12 protein-coding genes, 2 tRNA genes and 2 rRNA genes are annotated in these 18,682 nt (G+C 52.6%); 3 read left to right on the plus strand and 13 right to left on the minus strand.

Annotated elements, in window-relative coordinates; all coding sequences use genetic code 11:
• Nucleotides 1–44: 44 nt before the first annotated feature.
• From AB8809_RS22385 to pepQ, 8 genes are all read right to left on the minus strand, one after another.
• A 23S ribosomal RNA gene (locus AB8809_RS22385) occupies nucleotides 45–2,951 on the minus strand.
• 209 nt (nucleotides 2,952–3,160) lie between these two features.
• A tRNA-Ala gene (locus tag AB8809_RS22390) sits at nucleotides 3,161–3,236 on the minus strand.
• 42 nt (nucleotides 3,237–3,278) lie between these two features.
• A tRNA-Ile gene (locus tag AB8809_RS22395) sits at nucleotides 3,279–3,355 on the minus strand.
• A gap of 73 nt (nucleotides 3,356–3,428) precedes the next feature.
• Nucleotides 3,429–4,968: ribosomal RNA gene (locus tag AB8809_RS22400) — 16S ribosomal RNA — on the minus strand.
• The 16S and 23S rRNA genes sit together here with 2 tRNA genes alongside, the layout of an rRNA operon.
• Nucleotides 4,969–5,359: 391 nt before the next feature.
• Nucleotides 5,360–5,899 (minus strand): menaquinone-dependent protoporphyrinogen IX dehydrogenase, encoded by a 540-nt coding sequence (gene hemG / locus AB8809_RS22405; RefSeq protein WP_181845481.1) that lies wholly within the window; start codon nucleotides 5,897–5,899, stop codon nucleotides 5,360–5,362.
• A 21-nt stretch (nucleotides 5,900–5,920) separates the two neighbouring features.
• On the minus strand, nucleotides 5,921–7,372 hold the full coding sequence (gene trkH, locus AB8809_RS22410; RefSeq protein ID WP_015842133.1) for a Trk system potassium transporter TrkH: 1,452 nt from the start codon (nucleotides 7,370–7,372) through the stop codon (nucleotides 5,921–5,923).
• 43 nt (nucleotides 7,373–7,415) lie between these two features.
• Nucleotides 7,416–8,027: an IMPACT family protein gene (locus AB8809_RS22415; protein WP_015842134.1), complete on the minus strand. Its 612-nt coding sequence runs from the start codon at nucleotides 8,025–8,027 to the stop codon at nucleotides 7,416–7,418.
• Nucleotides 8,027–9,358, minus strand: a complete 1,332-nt coding sequence (gene pepQ, locus AB8809_RS22420) for a Xaa-Pro dipeptidase (protein ID WP_180778853.1) — start codon at nucleotides 9,356–9,358, stop codon at nucleotides 8,027–8,029. Before pepQ ends, AB8809_RS22415 begins: the two co-directional genes overlap by 1 nt.
• 185 nt (nucleotides 9,359–9,543) lie before the next feature.
• On the opposite strand from pepQ, the gene fadB reads away from it, so the two are divergent.
• On the plus strand, nucleotides 9,544–11,733 hold the full coding sequence (gene fadB / locus AB8809_RS22425) for a fatty acid oxidation complex subunit alpha FadB (RefSeq protein ID WP_349856817.1): 2,190 nt from the start codon (nucleotides 9,544–9,546) through the stop codon (nucleotides 11,731–11,733).
• An 11-nt stretch (nucleotides 11,734–11,744) separates the two neighbouring features.
• Nucleotides 11,745–12,908: an acetyl-CoA C-acyltransferase FadA gene (fadA, locus tag AB8809_RS22430; protein ID WP_015842137.1), complete on the plus strand. Its 1,164-nt coding sequence runs from the start codon at nucleotides 11,745–11,747 to the stop codon at nucleotides 12,906–12,908.
• A 92-nt stretch (nucleotides 12,909–13,000) separates the two neighbouring features.
• Here the strand turns inward: fadA and fre are convergent, their stop codons facing one another.
• Nucleotides 13,001–13,702, minus strand: coding sequence for an NAD(P)H-flavin reductase (gene fre / locus AB8809_RS22435; RefSeq protein WP_015842138.1), 702 nt, complete (start codon nucleotides 13,700–13,702; stop codon nucleotides 13,001–13,003).
• 49 nt (nucleotides 13,703–13,751) lie between these two features.
• Nucleotides 13,752–15,248 (minus strand): 4-hydroxy-3-polyprenylbenzoate decarboxylase, encoded by a 1,497-nt coding sequence (ubiD, locus tag AB8809_RS22440; protein WP_180778850.1) that lies wholly within the window; start codon nucleotides 15,246–15,248, stop codon nucleotides 13,752–13,754.
• A gap of 200 nt (nucleotides 15,249–15,448) precedes the next feature.
• On the opposite strand from ubiD, the gene rfaH reads away from it, so the two are divergent.
• A complete protein-coding gene (rfaH, locus tag AB8809_RS22445; protein ID WP_015842140.1) occupies nucleotides 15,449–15,937 on the plus strand; it encodes a transcription/translation regulatory transformer protein RfaH in 489 nt (162 codons plus the stop codon).
• Nucleotides 15,938–15,997: 60 nt separating this feature from the next.
• Here the strand turns inward: rfaH and hemB are convergent, their stop codons facing one another.
• The 3 genes from hemB to tatC form a co-directional block, all read right to left on the minus strand.
• Entirely contained in the window at nucleotides 15,998–17,020 is a 1,023-nt protein-coding gene (gene hemB, locus AB8809_RS22450; RefSeq protein ID WP_015842141.1) for a porphobilinogen synthase, read from the minus strand.
• Nucleotides 17,021–17,037: 17 nt separating this feature from the next.
• Nucleotides 17,038–17,820 carry a 3'-5' ssDNA/RNA exonuclease TatD gene (tatD, locus tag AB8809_RS22455; protein ID WP_039521957.1) on the minus strand — a complete coding sequence of 261 codons (783 nt, stop codon included), beginning with the start codon at nucleotides 17,818–17,820 and terminating at the stop codon, nucleotides 17,038–17,040.
• A gap of 106 nt (nucleotides 17,821–17,926) precedes the next feature.
• Nucleotides 17,927–18,679, minus strand: a complete 753-nt coding sequence (tatC, locus tag AB8809_RS22460) for a Sec-independent protein translocase subunit TatC (RefSeq protein WP_039521955.1) — start codon at nucleotides 18,677–18,679, stop codon at nucleotides 17,927–17,929.
• Between the last annotated feature and the right edge of the window lie 3 nt (nucleotides 18,680–18,682).

Below are 18,682 nucleotides of genomic sequence, written 5' to 3' on the forward strand. Positions count from 1 at the left end.
TATCGTTCTCTATGAGTCGTCTCACAAAACACCTTCGGTGTTGTAAGGTTAAGCCTCTCGGGTCATTAGTACTGGTTAGCTCAACGTATCGCTACGCTTACACACCCAGCCTATCTACGTCGTCGTCTTCAACGGCCCTTCAGGGGCATCTAGTGCCCAGGGAAGACTCATCTCGAGGCAAGTTTCCCGCTTAGATGCTTTCAGCGGTTATCTCTTCCGCACTTAGCTACCGGGCAATGCAATTGGCATCACAACCCGTACACCAGTGGTGCGTTCACTCCGGTCCTCTCGTACTAGGAGCAACCCCTCTCAATCTTCCAACGCCCACGGCAGATAGGGACCGAACTGTCTCACGACGTTCTAAACCCAGCTCGCGTACCACTTTAAATGGCGAACAGCCATACCCTTGGGACCTACTTCAGCCCCAGGATGTGATGAGCCGACATCGAGGTGCCAAACACCGCCGTCGATATGAACTCTTGGGCGGTATCAGCCTGTTATCCCCGGAGTACCTTTTATCCGTTGAGCGATGGCCCTTCCATTCAGAACCACCGGATCACTAAGACCTGCTTTCGCACCTGCTCGAGCTGTCACTCTCGCAGTCAAGCTAGCTTATGCCTTTGCACTAACCTCCTGATGTCCGACCAGGATTAGCTAACCTTCGTGCTCCTCCGTTACGCTTTGGGAGGAGACCGCCCCAGTCAAACTACCCACCAGACACTGTCCGCAACCCGGATTACGGGTCTACGTTAGAACATCAAACATTAAAGGGTGGTATTTCAAGGTTGGCTCCATGCAGACTGGCGTCCACACTTCAAAGCCTCCCACCTATCCTACACATCAAGGCTCAAGGTTCAGTGTCAAGCTATAGTAAAGGTTCACGGGGTCTTTCCGTCTTGCCGCGGGTACACTGCATCTTCACAGCGAGTTCAATTTCACTGAGTCTCGGGTGGAGACAGCCTGGCCATCATTACGCCATTCGTGCAGGTCGGAACTTACCCGACAAGGAATTTCGCTACCTTAGGACCGTTATAGTTACGGCCGCCGTTTACCGGGGCTTCGATCAAGAGCTTCGCCTTGCGGCTGACCCCATCAATTAACCTTCCGGCACCGGGCAGGCGTCACACCGTATACGTCCACTTTCGTGTTTGCACAGTGCTGTGTTTTTATTAAACAGTTGCAGCCAGCTGGTATCTTCGACTGATTTCAGCTCCATGAGCAAGTCACTTCACTTACCATCAGCGTGCCTTCTCCCGAAGTTACGGCACCATTTTGCCTAGTTCCTTCACCCGAGTTCTCTCAAGCGCCTGAGTATTCTCTACCTGACCACCTGTGTCGGTTTGGGGTACGATTCGGTGTTACCTGGAGCTTAGAGGCTTTTCCTGGAAGCGTAGCATCAGTTACTTCATCACCGTAGTGACTCGTCATCACGCCTCAGTGTTAATGATGACCCGGATTTACCAAAGTCACCCACCTTCACGCTTAAACCGGGACAACCGTCGCCCGGATAACCTAGCTTTCTCCGTCCCCCCTTCGCAGTAACACCCAGTACAGGAATATTAACCTGTTTCCCATCGACTACGCTTTTCAGCCTCGCCTTAGGGGTCGACTCACCCTGCCCCGATTAACGTTGGACAGGAACCCTTGGTCTTCCGGCGTGCGGGTTTTTCACCCGCATTATCGTTACTTATGTCAGCATTCGCACTTCTGATACCTCCAGCAACCCTCACAGGCCACCTTCGCAGGCTTACAGAACGCTCCCCTACCCAACAACACTAAGTGTCGCTGCCGCAGCTTCGGTGCATGGTTTAGCCCCGTTACATCTTCCGCGCAGGCCGACTCGACCAGTGAGCTATTACGCTTTCTTTAAATGATGGCTGCTTCTAAGCCAACATCCTGGCTGTCTATGCCTTCCCACATCGTTTCCCACTTAACCATGACTTTGGGACCTTAGCTGGCGGTCTGGGTTGTTTCCCTCTTCACGACGAACGTTAGCACCCGCCGTGTGTCTCCCGTGATAACATTCTTCGGTATTCGTAGTTTGCATCGGGTTGGTAAGTCGGGATGACCCCCTAGCCGAAACAGTGCTCTACCCCCGAAGATGAGTTCACGAGGCGCTACCTAAATAGCTTTCGGGGAGAACCAGCTATCTCCCGGTTTGATTGGCCTTTCACCCCCAGCCACAAGTCATCCGCTAATTTTTCAACATTAGTCGGTTCGGTCCTCCAGTTAGTGTTACCCAACCTTCAACCTGCCCATGGCTAGATCACCGGGTTTCGGGTCTATACCCTGCAACTTAACGCCCAGTTAAGACTCGGTTTCCCTGCGGCTCCCCTATTCGGTTAACCTTGCTACAGAATATAAGTCGCTGACCCATTATACAAAAGGTACGCAGTCACACCCCGAAGGATGCTCCCACTGCTTGTACGTACACGGTTTCAGGTTCTATTTCACTCCCCTCGCCGGGGTTCTTTTCGCCTTTCCCTCACGGTACTGGTTCACTATCGGTCAGTCAGGAGTATTTAGCCTTGGAGGATGGTCCCCCCATATTCAGACAGGATGTCACGTGTCCCGCCCTACTCATCGAACTCACAACTTGTGCATTTTTGTGTACGGGACTATCACCCTTTACTGTGCGACTTTCCAGACGCTTCCACTAACACACAAACTGATTCAGGTTCTGGGCTCTTCCCCGTTCGCTCGCCGCTACTAGGGGAATCTCGGTTGATTTCTTTTCCTCGGGGTACTGAGATGTTTCAGTTCCCCCGGTTCGCCTCATTACGCTATGTATTCACATAATGATAGTGTGTCGAAACACACTGGGTTTCCCCATTCGGGTATCGTCGGGTATAACGCTTCATATCAGCTTACCGACGCTTATCGCAGATTAGCACGCCCTTCATCGCCTCTGACTGCCTAGGCATCCACCGTGTACGCTTAGTCGCTTAACCTCACAACCCGAAGGTGTCTTTGATAAATCAAAGTCACTGTCGCGCTGCGATTATTTGAGAGACTCATTGACAGACTGCATCGCCATCGACACCCAAAGGTATCAACGCACGTTCAGCTGTCATGTTTCAATTTTCAGCTTGTTCCAGATTGTTAAAGAGCAAAATACTTCGCAGCATACTGTTTCCAATACGCTCTGAAGTCTTTTTAATGGTGGAGCTATGCGGGATCGAACCGCAGACCTCCTGCGTGCAAAGCAGGCGCTCTCCCAGCTGAGCTATAGCCCCATCGTTGCTTACAGATACCTTAGATACCACTCACGGAAGAGTTGGTAGGCCTGAGTGGACTTGAACCACCGACCTCACCCTTATCAGGGGTGCGCTCTAACCACCTGAGCTACAAGCCTATTAAGGTATTTCTGCTCGTTATTTTCATCAGACAATCTGTGTGAGCACTTCACTTAACGCACATCTTCTTGGTAAGGAGGTGATCCAACCGCAGGTTCCCCTACGGTTACCTTGTTACGACTTCACCCCAGTCATGAATCACAAAGTGGTAAGCGCCCTCCCGAAGGTTAAGCTACCTACTTCTTTTGCAACCCACTCCCATGGTGTGACGGGCGGTGTGTACAAGGCCCGGGAACGTATTCACCGTAGCATTCTGATCTACGATTACTAGCGATTCCGACTTCATGGAGTCGAGTTGCAGACTCCAATCCGGACTACGACGTACTTTATGAGGTCCGCTTGCTCTCGCGAGGTCGCTTCTCTTTGTATACGCCATTGTAGCACGTGTGTAGCCCTACTCGTAAGGGCCATGATGACTTGACGTCATCCCCACCTTCCTCCAGTTTATCACTGGCAGTCTCCTTTGAGTTCCCGGCCGAACCGCTGGCAACAAAGGATAAGGGTTGCGCTCGTTGCGGGACTTAACCCAACATTTCACAACACGAGCTGACGACAGCCATGCAGCACCTGTCTCAGAGTTCCCGAAGGCACCAAAGCATCTCTGCTAAGTTCTCTGGATGTCAAGAGTAGGTAAGGTTCTTCGCGTTGCATCGAATTAAACCACATGCTCCACCGCTTGTGCGGGCCCCCGTCAATTCATTTGAGTTTTAACCTTGCGGCCGTACTCCCCAGGCGGTCGATTTAACGCGTTAGCTCCGGAAGCCACGCCTCAAGGGCACAACCTCCAAATCGACATCGTTTACAGCGTGGACTACCAGGGTATCTAATCCTGTTTGCTCCCCACGCTTTCGCACCTGAGCGTCAGTCTTTGTCCAGGGGGCCGCCTTCGCCACCGGTATTCCTCCAGATCTCTACGCATTTCACCGCTACACCTGGAATTCTACCCCCCTCTACAAGACTCTAGCTTGCCAGTTTCAAATGCAGTTCCCAAGTTAAGCTCGGGGATTTCACATCTGACTTAACAAACCGCCTGCGTGCGCTTTACGCCCAGTCATTCCGATTAACGCTTGCACCCTCCGTATTACCGCGGCTGCTGGCACGGAGTTAGCCGGTGCTTCTTCTGCGGGTAACGTCAATCGGTGAGAGTATTAATCTCACCGCCTTCCTCCCCGCTGAAAGTGCTTTACAACCCGAAGGCCTTCTTCACACACGCGGCATGGCTGCATCAGGCTTGCGCCCATTGTGCAATATTCCCCACTGCTGCCTCCCGTAGGAGTCTGGACCGTGTCTCAGTTCCAGTGTGGCTGGTCATCCTCTCAGACCAGCTAGGGATCGTCGCCTAGGTGAGCCATTACCTCACCTACTAGCTAATCCCATCTGGGCACATCTGATGGCAAGAGGCCCGAAGGTCCCCCTCTTTGGTCCGAAGACGTTATGCGGTATTAGCTACCGTTTCCAGTAGTTATCCCCCTCCATCAGGCAGTTTCCCAGACATTACTCACCCGTCCGCCGCTCGTCACCCGAGAGCAAGCTCTCTGTGCTACCGCTCGACTTGCATGTGTTAGGCCTGCCGCCAGCGTTCAATCTGAGCCATGATCAAACTCTTCAATTTAAGATTTGTTTGATTTGCTGAACTCGTCAGCGATGCTCAAAGAATTAAAACTGTTTATTCGTAATGAATTTACTGTTGTTCACTCTTCAAGACTTTTTATATCGTTAAGATACGGTCTTGTGAGTGCCCACACAGATTGTCTGATTAAATTGTTAAAGAGCAGTGCCACATCTTCCGTGGCGCGGGCCGCATATATTATGCGTTTCCGCTGTGAAGTCAAGTCATTACTGACCGCCTTCGTTGAATCTTTTTCTGTCACACCAACTTCGTAAGTCGCAGTTGCCGTGTCAGTGGAGGCGCATTATAGGGACTTCTCGCCGCCTGACAAGCGCTAAATGCAAAATAATTTTCGAATGGGGATTTTTTCAGCAAAGCGCAGTAAAAGACGCCGTTATGCGGGATTTTTCGCCGCTAATTGGGCAAAATCCTGTGCGAAACGGGCAACCTGCTGCCAGTCCGTATATTCAATCTCTTTCGTGCTATCCGTTTCGCCCCCCGTCATACGCATAATCAGTTGAATCATTACCCGATCAAACCATCGGTAACGTGGATAGCGCAGAGCACCCGCAAACACACAACACAAATCTGGCTGCCACGGAGAGCTCAGCAGGAATTTACGTGTATAAGCATTGGTTTGTATTGTGCGCTTTTCTGGCTTACGTGCAGTGAGGTTCACGGAGAAGAATGCGCTGGGCAACTGTTGCAGAGAATCCAGGTGTTTACGGATAAATTGATTTACCGCAGGATGAAAGCGCCCATATCGAATCGATGCCCCAATCATCACCCGATCGTATTGGCCAAGATCGATATCATTCGCATTGAGTACATTAACAACATCACACTCCAGGGTTCCTTTCAGCGTATTTGCAATAGATGAGGCAATGGCTCTTGTTTGCCCATCCCGACTCGAAAACACGATCAAAGCTTTCATTGTTCTTTATCCTTATGGGGACTATTCGCGCCAGAAGGTTGGCGTAAACAGCACTAAAAGCGTGAACACTTCCAAACGACCAAACAGCATTGTCATTATGAGAATCCATTTCGCCGTATCATTCATCGACGTAAAGTTCTCGGCGACAACACCTAGCCCCGGCCCCAGATTATTCAATGTGGCAGCGACCGCGGCAAATGCGGAGAAATCATCAACGCCTGTCGCAATGACGGCCAGCATACTGACAATAAAAACCAGCGCATATGCGGAAAAGAATCCCCACACGGCTTCAAGGATACGTTCTGGCAGCGCCCGATGACCGAGCTTAATCGTATAAACGGCATTCGGATGCACTAGACGCTTCAGCTCACGCGATCCTTGCAGGAAAAGCAGCAGGATACGGATCACTTTCAGACCGCCCCCTGTTGAGCCCGCACATCCGCCAATAAACGCAGAGCACAGAAGCAAAACCGGCAAAAAAAGCGGCCACGATGCGATGCTGTCTGTCGTAAACCCTGCCGTTGTCGCCATGGAAACGACCTGGAAAAATGCCTGATTGATTGTCTGCATACCGCTGTCATAAACGTGGTGGAACCACAGGACAATCGTACATACGGCCACCAGCGACAGCTGAACAAAAATAAACATGCGGAATTCTGGGTCGCGCCAGTATACCTTCAGGCTGCGGCCGCTCAGCAGAGCAAAGTGCAAGCCAAAGTTACAGCCGGAAATCAGCAGGAATATCGCGATGATGGTATTGATCGTTGGGCTGTTGAAGTAACCGATGCTGGCATCGTGAGTGGAGAACCCGCCGACAGACACCGTAGAGAAGCTGTGCCCAATCGCATCAAATACCGGCATCCCAGCCAGCCAAAGCGAGACAGCGCAGGCGATGGTGAGTAAGAGATAAATCAGCCACAGCGTTTTTGCCGTATCGGCAATACGCGGGCGCATTTTGTTTTCCTTCAACGGCCCCGGCATCTCCGCACGATAAAGCTGCATCCCACCAACACCAAGGATCGGCAGGATGGCAACGGCGAGTACGATGATCCCCATCCCACCAAACCATTGCAGCATTTGTCGATAAAACAGGATAGCTTTAGGCAGAGAATCCAGTCCGACCAACGTGGTTGCACCCGTTGTCGTTAACCCAGAGAACGACTCGAAGAAAGCATCCGTCACGCCCAGATTAGGATGTTCAGCAAACAGGAAAGGCAGTGCACCGACGCTTCCCAGCACCGTCCAGAAGAGAACAACGATGAGGAACCCTTCACGAGACTTCAGTTCATGCTTCTGTTTGCGGTTTGGTAGCCACAGCATGATGCCAATCGCCAGCGCGACAATAAAGGTCTGCGTAAACGCCCGGCCTGCGCCATCACGATAAATTAACGCCACCAGTCCGGGAATAACCATCGTCCCAGAAAACAGGATAACCAACTGGCCGACAATACGAGTTATGGCGCGCAAGTGCATCGCGAGGAATTCCTTAATGATTCATGAAAAAGCGCTGGGATTATTATGGAATCGGCAATAAATGCAACGCACCGCGGCTTAAATCACGCAATTTCATTGCCGCTTCCTCGGTTCCCCTAACGGGGATAGAGAACCGCAATACGACGTCCACACCATACTCACTATGCAAAACCTTTCCGCCAAGCTGGAAGATCAGGGATTCCACCTGAGGCAACAGTGCATAGTCACATTGTAAGCCATACTCTTTTTGCAACACTTTCTCTTGCAGCGATATCAGCTTCAGCGCTTGCTGAACGCCACCGCCATAGGCCTTCACCAACCCACCGGTGCCCAACGGGATTCCACCATAGTAGCGCACCACCACAGCCGTAATTTCACCGATGCCACTTCCCATCAGTTGCGACAGCATCGGCTTACCTGCCGTGCCGGAAGGCTCACCATCGTCAGAAAAACCCAGTTGCTGCGAATCATCGGGCGCACCCGCAACAAACGCCCAGCAGTGGTGGCCCGCCGAGGCGTGTTCTTCCCTGACGTGCTGGATAAACGCTTTTGCCGCGTCGATTCCTGGCGTTGCCGCCAGGATCGTCGTAAAGCGGCTTTTCTTGATTTCCTCGCTGAAGCTCACTGGCGCAGCAGGGATTGGATACGCTTGCATCAGGCCAGATTCAGGTCGCGCGTCATGTTCTCCACACGCCCGTCATGAATGACAATATTATCCTCAATACGGATACCGCCAAACGGTTTCAGCGCATCGATTTTTTGCCAGTCAAAGTGTTGACGCAATTCGCCCTCGCGCCACGGAGCGAGTAAGGACTCGATGAAATAGATGCCCGGTTCGATCGTCATGACCATACCGGGTTCAAGTACACGGGTACAACGCAGGTAAGGATATTGAGACGGTGCCGCCAGATGTGTGCCGCGATCGTCTTGCATAAACCCAGCGACATCATGCACCTGCAACCCTAGCGGATGACCAAGACCGTGCGGCAGGAAAGGCGACGTAAGTCCCTGCTCCACCATCGCCTCTTCACTGATGTCTCGCACCAGCTGATGTGATTTCAGCAGCTTCGCAATCCGCTGATGCATCTGAATATGGTAATCGGTATAGCGTACTCCCGCCTGAACGGTATCAATCAATGCGAGCATTTCCTGATTGAGATCTTTAATCAGCAGGGCAAATGCGCCGTCGCTCTGCGCGGAATAGGTACGCGTCAGATCGGCGGCATATCCGTTATATTCAGCTCCGGCATCGATCAGGAAGCTGCGGACATCGGAAGGCACCTGATGATCGAGCTGGGTATAGTGCAACACCGCAGCGTGTTCATTTAGCGCAATGATATTGCCGTAAGGGACATCGATATCACGATGACCAGTAGCCGTCAGATACGCCAGATTAATATCAAATTCGCTCATACCGGACAGAAACGCTTCATGCGCCGCCCGATGACCGATAACAGCCGTCTTTTGCGCTTCACGCATGCAGGCCAGCTCGTAATCGGTTTTATAAGCGCGATGGTAGTGCAGATAATCCAGCACGCCCTGAGGATTGATATTATCTGCACGAATCCCTAAATCCTGCGCACGTTGCGGTGCGTAGCCGATATAGGCAACACGCTCACGCTGCGATGGGAGCAGTTGCCCAATATCATCGGCATTTCGCAGCACGGTAATATCAATTTCTTCAGTCCAGAAACTCTCAGGAACCGGCGCTACGTTATGCCAGTAATCCACCGGTGAGTAGAACCACAGCTTCGGTGGATTAACGCCATCAACCCATAGCCAGCAATTCGGCACCTGCGTGACGGGCACCCAGGCTTTAAACTGTGGGTTAACCTTGAAAGGATAGTCGTGATCGTCCAGAAAAACGGTCAACAGCTCACCAGAATGAATCAGTAATGCATCAAGCTGATGGCGCGCTAAAACCGTCTGGGCACGCGCTTGCAGCGTCGCCAGATGGTGATGATATAAAGAAGCCAGCTTTTCCATGAGTATCCTTGTACGTCACGACATGATCTCTCCATTTTAACACAGGCATCCCCCAAGGGCAGCGTCCGGTGCTTTGTGATCGATTCGGCAAAAAATTAATCTCTCGTTTGCAAAAAATTAACATTAAAACCACAATTCGATTATCTGGTCATACCAGATCACTCACACAAACAGCGGAGATAAACATGCTTTATCAAGGTGAATCCCTCTACCTTAACTGGCTTGAGGACGGCATTGCCGAGCTGGTATTTTCTGCCCCTGGCTCCGTAAACAAGCTAGATACCCGCACGGTTGCCAGCCTGGGTAAGGCGCTGGACGTTCTGGCGGAACAGCCGAATCTGAAGGGCTTACTGCTACGCTCTGACAAACCTGCATTTATTGTCGGTGCCGATATCACGGAATTCCTTTCCCTTTTTGCCGCACCGGCCGAAAAGCTGCATGAATGGCTTGTCTTCGCCAACCGCATTTTTAGCCGCCTTGAGGACTTACCCGTTCCCACGCTGTCCGCGATTAATAGCTATGCACTGGGAGGCGGTTGTGAATGTGTACTGGCAACCGACTTTCGTTTAGCGACGCCGGATGCGCGTATCGGCTTACCAGAAACGAAGCTAGGGATCATGCCGGGTTTTGGCGGCACGGTCAGATTGCCGCGCCTGCTGGGTACAGATAGCGCATTGGAAATTATCGCCGCCGGTAAAGACGTCAGCGCAGCCGATGCCTTAAAAGTGGGACTGGTTCAGGCCGTGGTGACCAATGACAAACTGGTTCCCGCTGCCATCAAGATGTTGAAACAGGCGATTAACGGCTCACTGGACTGGCAGGCTTATCGGCGCCCGAAACTTGAAGCGCTGAAGCTCAATAAGATTGAAGCCATGATGAGCTTTACCACCGCCAAAGCGATGGTGCTACAAACCGCCGGGAAGCACTATCCAGCGCCCATGTTAGCGGTCAAAACTATCGAAGCCGCCGCGACCATGACGCGCGATGACGCATTGCAACTCGAAACGCAGCACTTCGTTCAGTTGGCGCGTTCCAATGAAGCTCGGGCACTCGTCGGCATTTTCCTCAACGATCAGTATGTTAAAGGTAAAGCGAAGAAGTTGATTGGCGAGACACCGGTGCCGCAGCAAGCGGCCGTTCTGGGTGCAGGCATTATGGGCGGCGGAATTGCCTACCAATCCGCGTTCAAAGGCGTGCCGATTCGAATGAAAGATATCAATGAGAAGCCGCTTGCGCTGGGGATGAATGAAGCCGCCAAGCTCCTGAATAAACAAATGGAACGAGGCAAGCTGGATGGAATGAAAATGGCGACGATTCTGGCCAGCATTCAGCCAACGCTGGATTACACCGGCTTTGAGCGCACCAACATCGTGGTTGAGGCCGTGGTTGAGAACCCAAAAATCAAAGCCAGTGTACTCGCCGAAACTGAATCGCACGTTAGCGAGAATACGATTCTGGCTTCGAATACCTCCACCATCCCGATTGCTTCGCTCGCCGCATCGCTAAAACGGCCGCAAAATTTCTGCGGAATGCACTTCTTCAACCCGGTACACCGCATGCCGCTGGTCGAAATTATTCGCGGCCCTAAAACCAGCGACAGCACCATCGCCAGCGTAGTGGCTTACGCCAGCAAAATGGGGAAAACGCCGATTGTCGTGAACGACTGCCCCGGATTCTTCGTGAATCGGGTGCTGTTCCCCTACTTTGCTGCATTCAGCTTACTGCTCAGAGACGGTGCCGATTTCCGCGAGATCGATAACGTCATGGAGAAAAAATTCGGTTGGCCGATGGGCCCAGCTTATCTGCTGGATGTAGTCGGCATTGACACCGCTCACCATGCTCAGGCCGTCATGGCTGCTGGCTTTCCACAGCGTATGGCAAAAGATTACCGCGATGCGATTGATGTATTGTTTGAGCATCAGCGCTTTGGGCAGAAAAACGGTCAGGGCTTCTACCGCTATCAAACCGATAGCAAAGGCAAGCCGCGTAAAGAGCAGGATGAAGCCGTAAACACGCTCCTTAAAGACATTAGCCAACCGACAAAAGCGTTCAGTGCAGAAGATATTATCGCTCGTATGATGATCCCGATGATTAATGAAGTCGCACGCTGTTTGGAGGAAGGCATCGTCGCCAGCCCGGCCGAAGCGGACATGGCGCTGGTATACGGGCTGGGCTTCCCTCCCTTCCACGGCGGCGCCTGCCGCTATCTGGACACTTTGGGCAGCGAACGTTATGTCGAGATGGCGCAACAGTTGGCGCACCTCGGCGCAATCTATCAGGTGCCAGACGGCTTGCAGCAAAAAGCCAGAAGCAATGAAAGCTATTACCCATCGGTCGCGCCACACGCGGACGTTTCCCACGGTCAACCGGCATGAGGACAGGAAATATGGAAAAGGTAGTGATTGTTGATGCCGTTCGCACGCCGATGGGACGCTCCAAAGGTGGTGCCTTCCGTCAGGTAAGAGCCGAAGACCTGTCCGCACACCTGATGCGCAGCCTATTAAGCCGTAACGCGGCGCTGGACGCCCGTGAGATCGACGATATCTATTGGGGATGTGTGCAACAGACGCTGGAGCAAGGGTTCAACGTCGCCCGCAATGCTGCCTTGCTGGCAGAAATCCCGATGAATGTCCCCGCGACTACGGTTAACCGGCTGTGCGGCTCTTCCATGCAGGCGCTCCACGATGCTGCCCGCACCATTATGGTTGGCGACGCGGACGTTTGCTTAATCGGTGGCGTTGAGCATATGGGACATGTGCCGATGAATCATGGCGTCGATTTTCATCCGGGACTGAGCCGCACCATAGCTAAAGCGGCAGGAATGATGGGGCTCACGGCCGAGATGCTGGGGCGTATGCACAATATTAGCCGTGAGATGCAGGATCAGTTCGCCGCTCGCTCACACCAACGGGCCCATCACGCCACCCAGTCAGGGGCGTTTCGCCATGAAATCATCCCTACGGCAGGGCATGATGCAGACGGCGCACTGCAACGCTTCGATTATGATGAAGTCATTCGCCCAGACACCACCGTCGATAGCCTTGCGGCGCTCAAACCGGCGTTCGATCCGGTTAACGGCACAGTGACGGCCGGATCATCCTCGGCGCTGTCCGATGGTGCAGCAGCCATGTTGATCATGAGCGAATCCCGCGCGGCATCATTAGGTTTACCCGTACGGGCTCGCATCCGGGCGATGGCCGTAGTTGGCTGCGATCCCTCGATTATGGGCTACGGCCCGGTTCCGGCGACAAAACTGGCGCTGAAACGGGCAGGATTGAGCCTGTCCGATATCGGCCTCTTTGAGCTCAATGAGGCCTTCGCCGCCCAGACGCTACCCTGCATTAAAGATCTGGGTTTGCTGGAACAGATCGATGAAAAGGTCAATCTCAACGGTGGTGCGATTGCGCTAGGTCACCCGCTCGGTTGCTCAGGCGCACGCATCTCTACCACATTGATTAATTTGATGGAAAGCCGCGATGTTCAGTTTGGCGTGGCGACAATGTGCATCGGGCTGGGACAGGGTATTGCAACGGTGTTTGAGCGCGTCTGAATATAGGCGCATTTTGCCAGAGCTATACCAGAAACCAAAAATCCCACAGACGTGGGATTTTTACTTTTACATTCTGACTGCCATCGACCGTTTTAAATAAACGAAAACGCATCGCTGAACATGTGAGCAGCCAGCGCACCGCGCTCGTTACAAAAACGCTCACGTGCAATTTTCGCCATTTCAAAGCGACCAGCAATATAGATATCCTGCTCTGCCAGCGAACCGTAATCCTGCAATACCGCGCTCAGAACGGTGCCCGTTCTGCCATTCCATCCGGCCTCCGGCTGTTCTACTACCGGCACCACCCGCAGGTTGGGGTGCTTGGCCGCGAAGCCTTCCAGCTCGGCTAAATCATACAGGTGCTGGGATTCACGCCCGCCCCAGTAAATGGAGATATCGCGATTGGGTTGCTGCGCCAGCGCGGTCAGCAGGATAGAACGCACGTATGAAAATCCGGTTCCGCCCGCAATCAGCACCAGCGGACGCGTACTTTCTTCCCGCAGCCAGGCTTCGCCGTGCGGAATATCGACCGTCAGGGATTTTTCCTTATGAATACGTTCCATTACGGCCATCGCGTAAAGATTCAGTTCGGACGCCCCAATGTGCAATTCGATAAAATTTTTATCCATCGGGGTCGATGCCAGTGAGAAAGGACGTTTGTCTCGATCGCCCATCACCACCATCAAATACTGGCCAGCCCGAAAGGAAAACGGCGCTTCAGGTAATAAACGAACGCGATAGACCGTATCGGTTATGGCTTCGACCGAAGTCACTTTACAGCTCAATGTTGTCATGCATTCCCTCTATAGGGTCATAAAAGCAAAACCGAGAACAGGGCAGCCGCTAACGCCGGGGCTCTCTGTCACTAAAAATGGCCAACTCGTCCCATATTTCATCGATGCGGGCACAAACCTGTGGGTCTTTCTTGATAGGGTGTCCCCACTCGCGCTGTGTCTCGCCAGGCCATTTATTGGTGGCATCCAGGCCCATTTTGGAACCCAGGCCAGAAACCGGCGAGGCGAAATCAAGATAGTCGATCGGCGTATTTTCCACTAATACCGTATCACGTGCCGGATCCATACGCGTCGTGATCGCCCATATCACGTCGTTCCAGTCACGGGCATTAACGTCATCATCGCAGACAATAACAAATTTCGTATACATGAACTGGCGTAAAAAAGACCAGACGCCCATCATGACGCGTTTAGCATGGCCCGCGTACTGTTTCTTCATGGTAACGACCGCCAGACGGTAAGAGCAACCCTCCGGTGGCAAATAAAAATCAACAATCTCAGGAAACTGCTTTTGCAGGATTGGCACAAAAACTTCGTTCAGCGCCACGCCCAGTACAGCGGGCTCATCCGGTGGCCGCCCCGTGTACGTCGAGTGATAAATGGCATTCTGACGCTGAGTAATATGCGTGACGGTAAAGACCGGAAAGTGGTCGACTTCATTGTAATAGCCGGTATGGTCACCATAAGGTCCTTCAGCCGCCATTTCTCCGGGTTCAATATAACCTTCCAGAACAATTTCTGCACTGGCGGGTACTTCCAGTTCGTTCGATAGGCACTTCACCACTTCGGTCTTGTGCCCGCGCAGCAAACCCGCAAAGGCATATTCCGATAGCGTATCGGGGACAGGCGTCACCGCACCGAGGATCGTCGCGGGATCAGCGCCTAATGCGACAGACACCGGAAAACGCTGTCCGGGATTTTCCTGACACCACTCCTGAAAATCCAGCGCGCCACCACGATGAGATAGCCAGCGCATGATCAGTTTATTTTTACCCAGTACCTGTTGGCGATAGATCCCCAGATTCTGCCGTTCTTTGTGCGGCCCCCGCGTCACGGTAAGCCCCCAGGTAATGAGCGGCGCGGCATCTTCCGGCCAACACTGCATCACCGGAATCCGACGTAGGTCAACGTCGTCACCCTGCCAAACCTGTTCCTGACACGGCGCCGAAGACAGTCGCTTCGTCGGCATATTCAGCACCTGACGGAACTTCGGCATTTTATCCACCAGATCGCGGAACCCTTTGGGCGGCTCCGGCTCTTTCAGAAACGCCAGCAGTTTACCTACCTCACGCAGTGCGCTGACCTCTTCTTGCCCCATTCCCAATGCAACACGTTTCGGCGTGCCGAATAAATTGCACAGCACTGGCATGTCATAGCCTTTGGGGTTTTCAAACAGGAGAGCCGGGCCTTCCGCACGCAGTGTTCGGTCAGCAATTTCCGTCATTTCAAGGTAAGGATCGATGGGCTGGGTAATGCGTTTCAACTCCCCTCTTTCTTCCAGCAGCGAGAGGAATTCGCGTAAGTCACGGTATTTCATGCTATTCATCGGGGGCAGTCTATCGTTGTGGCTATTATAAAGTCTCTTCACCCACCTGTCGCTTCCCGCAGCGCCTATTTATGGTAAGAATCCAATCACCATCAAGAATCCGATTACCATAATGTGGTAACAAAAATATCTGCCGAAAATTTTTTATCCGTGCTCGCTTTTGTTATGCTTGCTCGTCGGAATCATAAGTCTGCGAAATTATGGAAGCCTGGTACTTACTGTATTGTAAACGTGGTCAACTGCTGCGCGCGAAAGAGCATCTGGAACGTCAGGATGTGACCTGCGTGAGCCCGATGATCACGCTAGATAAAATCGTTCGTGGTAAACGAACGGAAGTGTGTGAGCCGCTGTTCCCAAACTATCTGTTTGTGGAATTCGATCCCGAACGTATCCACACCACCACCATCAGCGCAACGCGTGGGGTGAGCAATTTCGTGCGATTTGGCGCACTACCCGCGACCATTCCGCAGCAGGTTATCGATGAGTTGTCACTTCGTCCCTTGCAGGTTATCACTGATCCGCTGACGCCGCAGCCCGGCGATAGCGTGGTCATCACCGACGGTATTTTCTCTGGTCTTCAGGCTATTTACACCGAACCTGATGGCGAAGCTCGGTCGATGCTGTTGCTGAATATGTTGAACAAGCAGGTCAGGCAGAGCATCGATAACCGCGAGTTTCGCAAAGCCTAGCCTGATGCTTCCTTCTTTAACCCTATCCGGCGCGTTTATACCGCGCCGGATGAGGCAGTCTTAGCGTTGCATGTGTTGATCGTGCAGCCACTGAGCGACACGTTTGGCAAAATAGGTCAGCACTCCATCTGCACCCGCACGTTTAAAGCACAGTAGAGACTCCATCACCACTGGTTGTTCCTGTAACCAGCCGTTTTGAATCGCCGCCATGTGCATCGCATATTCGCCAGAGACCTGATAGGCAAAGGTCGGTACGCCGAACGTATCCTTGACGCGACGCACCACATCCAGATAAGGCATGCCCGGTTTCACCATCACCATATCCGCACCTTCCTGCAAATCCTGCGCAATTTCCTGCAGGGCTTCATCGCTGTTGGCGGGATCCATCTGGTAGGTTTTCTTGTTGCCGCCTTTCAGATTGCTGGCTGAACCCACAGCGTCGCGGAAAGGCCCGTAGTAACACGATGCATACTTAGCCGAGTACGCCATGATCTGGGTATTGATCAGGTTCTGCGCTTCAAGCATGTCGCGGATAGCACCGATACGACCATCCATCATATCGCTGGGCGCAATAATTTCGGCTCCGGCTTCAGCATGAGACAGCGCCTGACGCACCAAAATCTCCTTGGTGACATCGTTAACCACATAACCGTCTTCATCAATAATCCCGTCCTGCCCATGCGTCGTGTAGGGATCGAGCGCCACATCCGTCAGCAAACCCAACTCAGGAACGGCATCTTTCAGCGCGCGGATCGTGCGGGGAACCAAGCCATCCGAGTTATAGGCTTCTTCGGCATAGAGCGATTTCTTATCCGCTTCAATAACGGGGAACAGCGACAGCACCGGAACGCCAAGCTTAGCGATCTCTTCGGCTTCTTTCAGAAGCACGTCGATAGTCATCCGGTATACCCCCGGCATTGAAGGCACTTCCTGACGATGATTTGTCCCTTCCATTACGAAAACGGGATAAATCAAATCGTTCACCGTCAGTTGATTCTCAGCAACAAGGCGACGGCTGAAATCATGGCGACGAATGCGACGCATACGTCGGCCGGGAAAAGTGCCGGGAAAAGCAGTGCTCATGTCATTATTCTCCTGAATCAGGCCAGCCGGAAAACCCGGCGGGCATTTTCATCTGTTGTCTGTCCCAACCATGTGGCATCTTCTCCACGCCACTCCGCAATCTGGCGAATAATATGAGGCAGATAACAGGGTTCGTTACGGCGGGATGCCGGTTTAGGGCGTAAATCCCGGGGTAACAGATAAGGTGCGTCGGTTTCCACCAACAGCCGATCGGCAGGAATATGCGGCAGTAAAGCACGTAGCTCCAGCCCGCGACGCTCATCGCAAACCCAGCCGGTAATGCCCACCATCAATCCCGCAGCTAAGCATTCATCTAATTCATGACGATTGCCGGTAAAACAGTGAACCACGGCTGCAGGCAACCGGTTCAGCCAGGGTGTGAGCAAAGAGATAAAACGGGAATGCGCGTCACGACAGTGAAGAAAAACCGGCATAGACCGTTCAGCCGCGATCGCTAGTTGCGCGCTAAATGCTCGTTCCTGTTCTTCTGGCGTCGAAAAGTTACGGTTGAAATCCAGCCCGCATTCGCCGATGGCAACCACGCAGTCGGCGCTTGCCATGTGATGAATCTGTTCGGCGACAGCATCATTCCACTGGCTGGCATCGTGTGGGTGAACACCCGCCGTTGACCAGCAATAATCGGGATAGGCTTGCGCCAGTAACATGGCCTGCTGGCTTTCCTGAGCGTTGGTTCCAGTGATCAAGATACCACTGACACCCGCTTGCTTCGCCCGAATGACGACCTGCTCTCTGTCTTTTTCAAACTGAGAACTGGTTAGGTTAACGCCAATATCAAACATGACTCTTACCTGCTCGTGACCGTTCGCCGATTTCACTCTGGCGAATAAAAAAATAAGACCTCTCAAAGAGAGGTCATTTTACCGTCCTACCGCAGGAAACCGTTTGTTACTGCGATGGCTCTTCGGTTTCAGTCCGCCGGCCTTTGCCAACGTAAAACCGTGAGAAGAAGACGCCGATTTCAAACAGCAGATACATGGGAATGGCCAGCAGTGTCTGTGAGAAAACATCCGGCGGCGTTAGCAGCATGCCAACAACGAACGCGCCAACCAGAATATAGGGGCGCTTTCTTTTCAGATCTTCCGGCGTCACCACACCACTCCAGCAGAGAAGAACAATGGCAACCGGCACTTCAAACGATACCCCGAACGCCATGAACAGTGCCATAACAAAATCGAGGTAGTTATTAATATCGGTCGCAATCAGCACGCCAACGGGCGCGGTTTTAGCAAAAAAGCCAAACGCTAGCGGGAACACCACAAAGTACGCGAATGCCATACCCGCATAAAACAGCAAACTGCTGGAGACCAACAGCGGCATCATTAAACGACGCTCGTGTTTATACAGGGCAGGAGCCACAAACGCCCACACCTGATACAGCACCAGCGGTGCAGCAACAAACACTGAGACAATCATCGTCAGCTTTATCGGTGTAAAGAAAGGCGAGGCGACATCGGTCGCAATCATGCTGGCACCCGCAGGCAATTGCTTGATGAGCGGGGCGGAAACCACCTGGTAAATGTCATTGGCAAAGAACACCAGCACAACAAATACCGCCAGCACACAGATAATGCTGTTCAGTAGCCGTTTGCGCAGCTCAATCAGGTGGCTAATTAGCGGTTGAGTATCTTCATCGGCCATAAA

The sequence above is a fragment of the Pectobacterium aroidearum genome (assembly GCF_041228105.1).
Classification (GTDB): domain Bacteria; phylum Pseudomonadota; class Gammaproteobacteria; order Enterobacterales; family Enterobacteriaceae; genus Pectobacterium; species Pectobacterium aroidearum.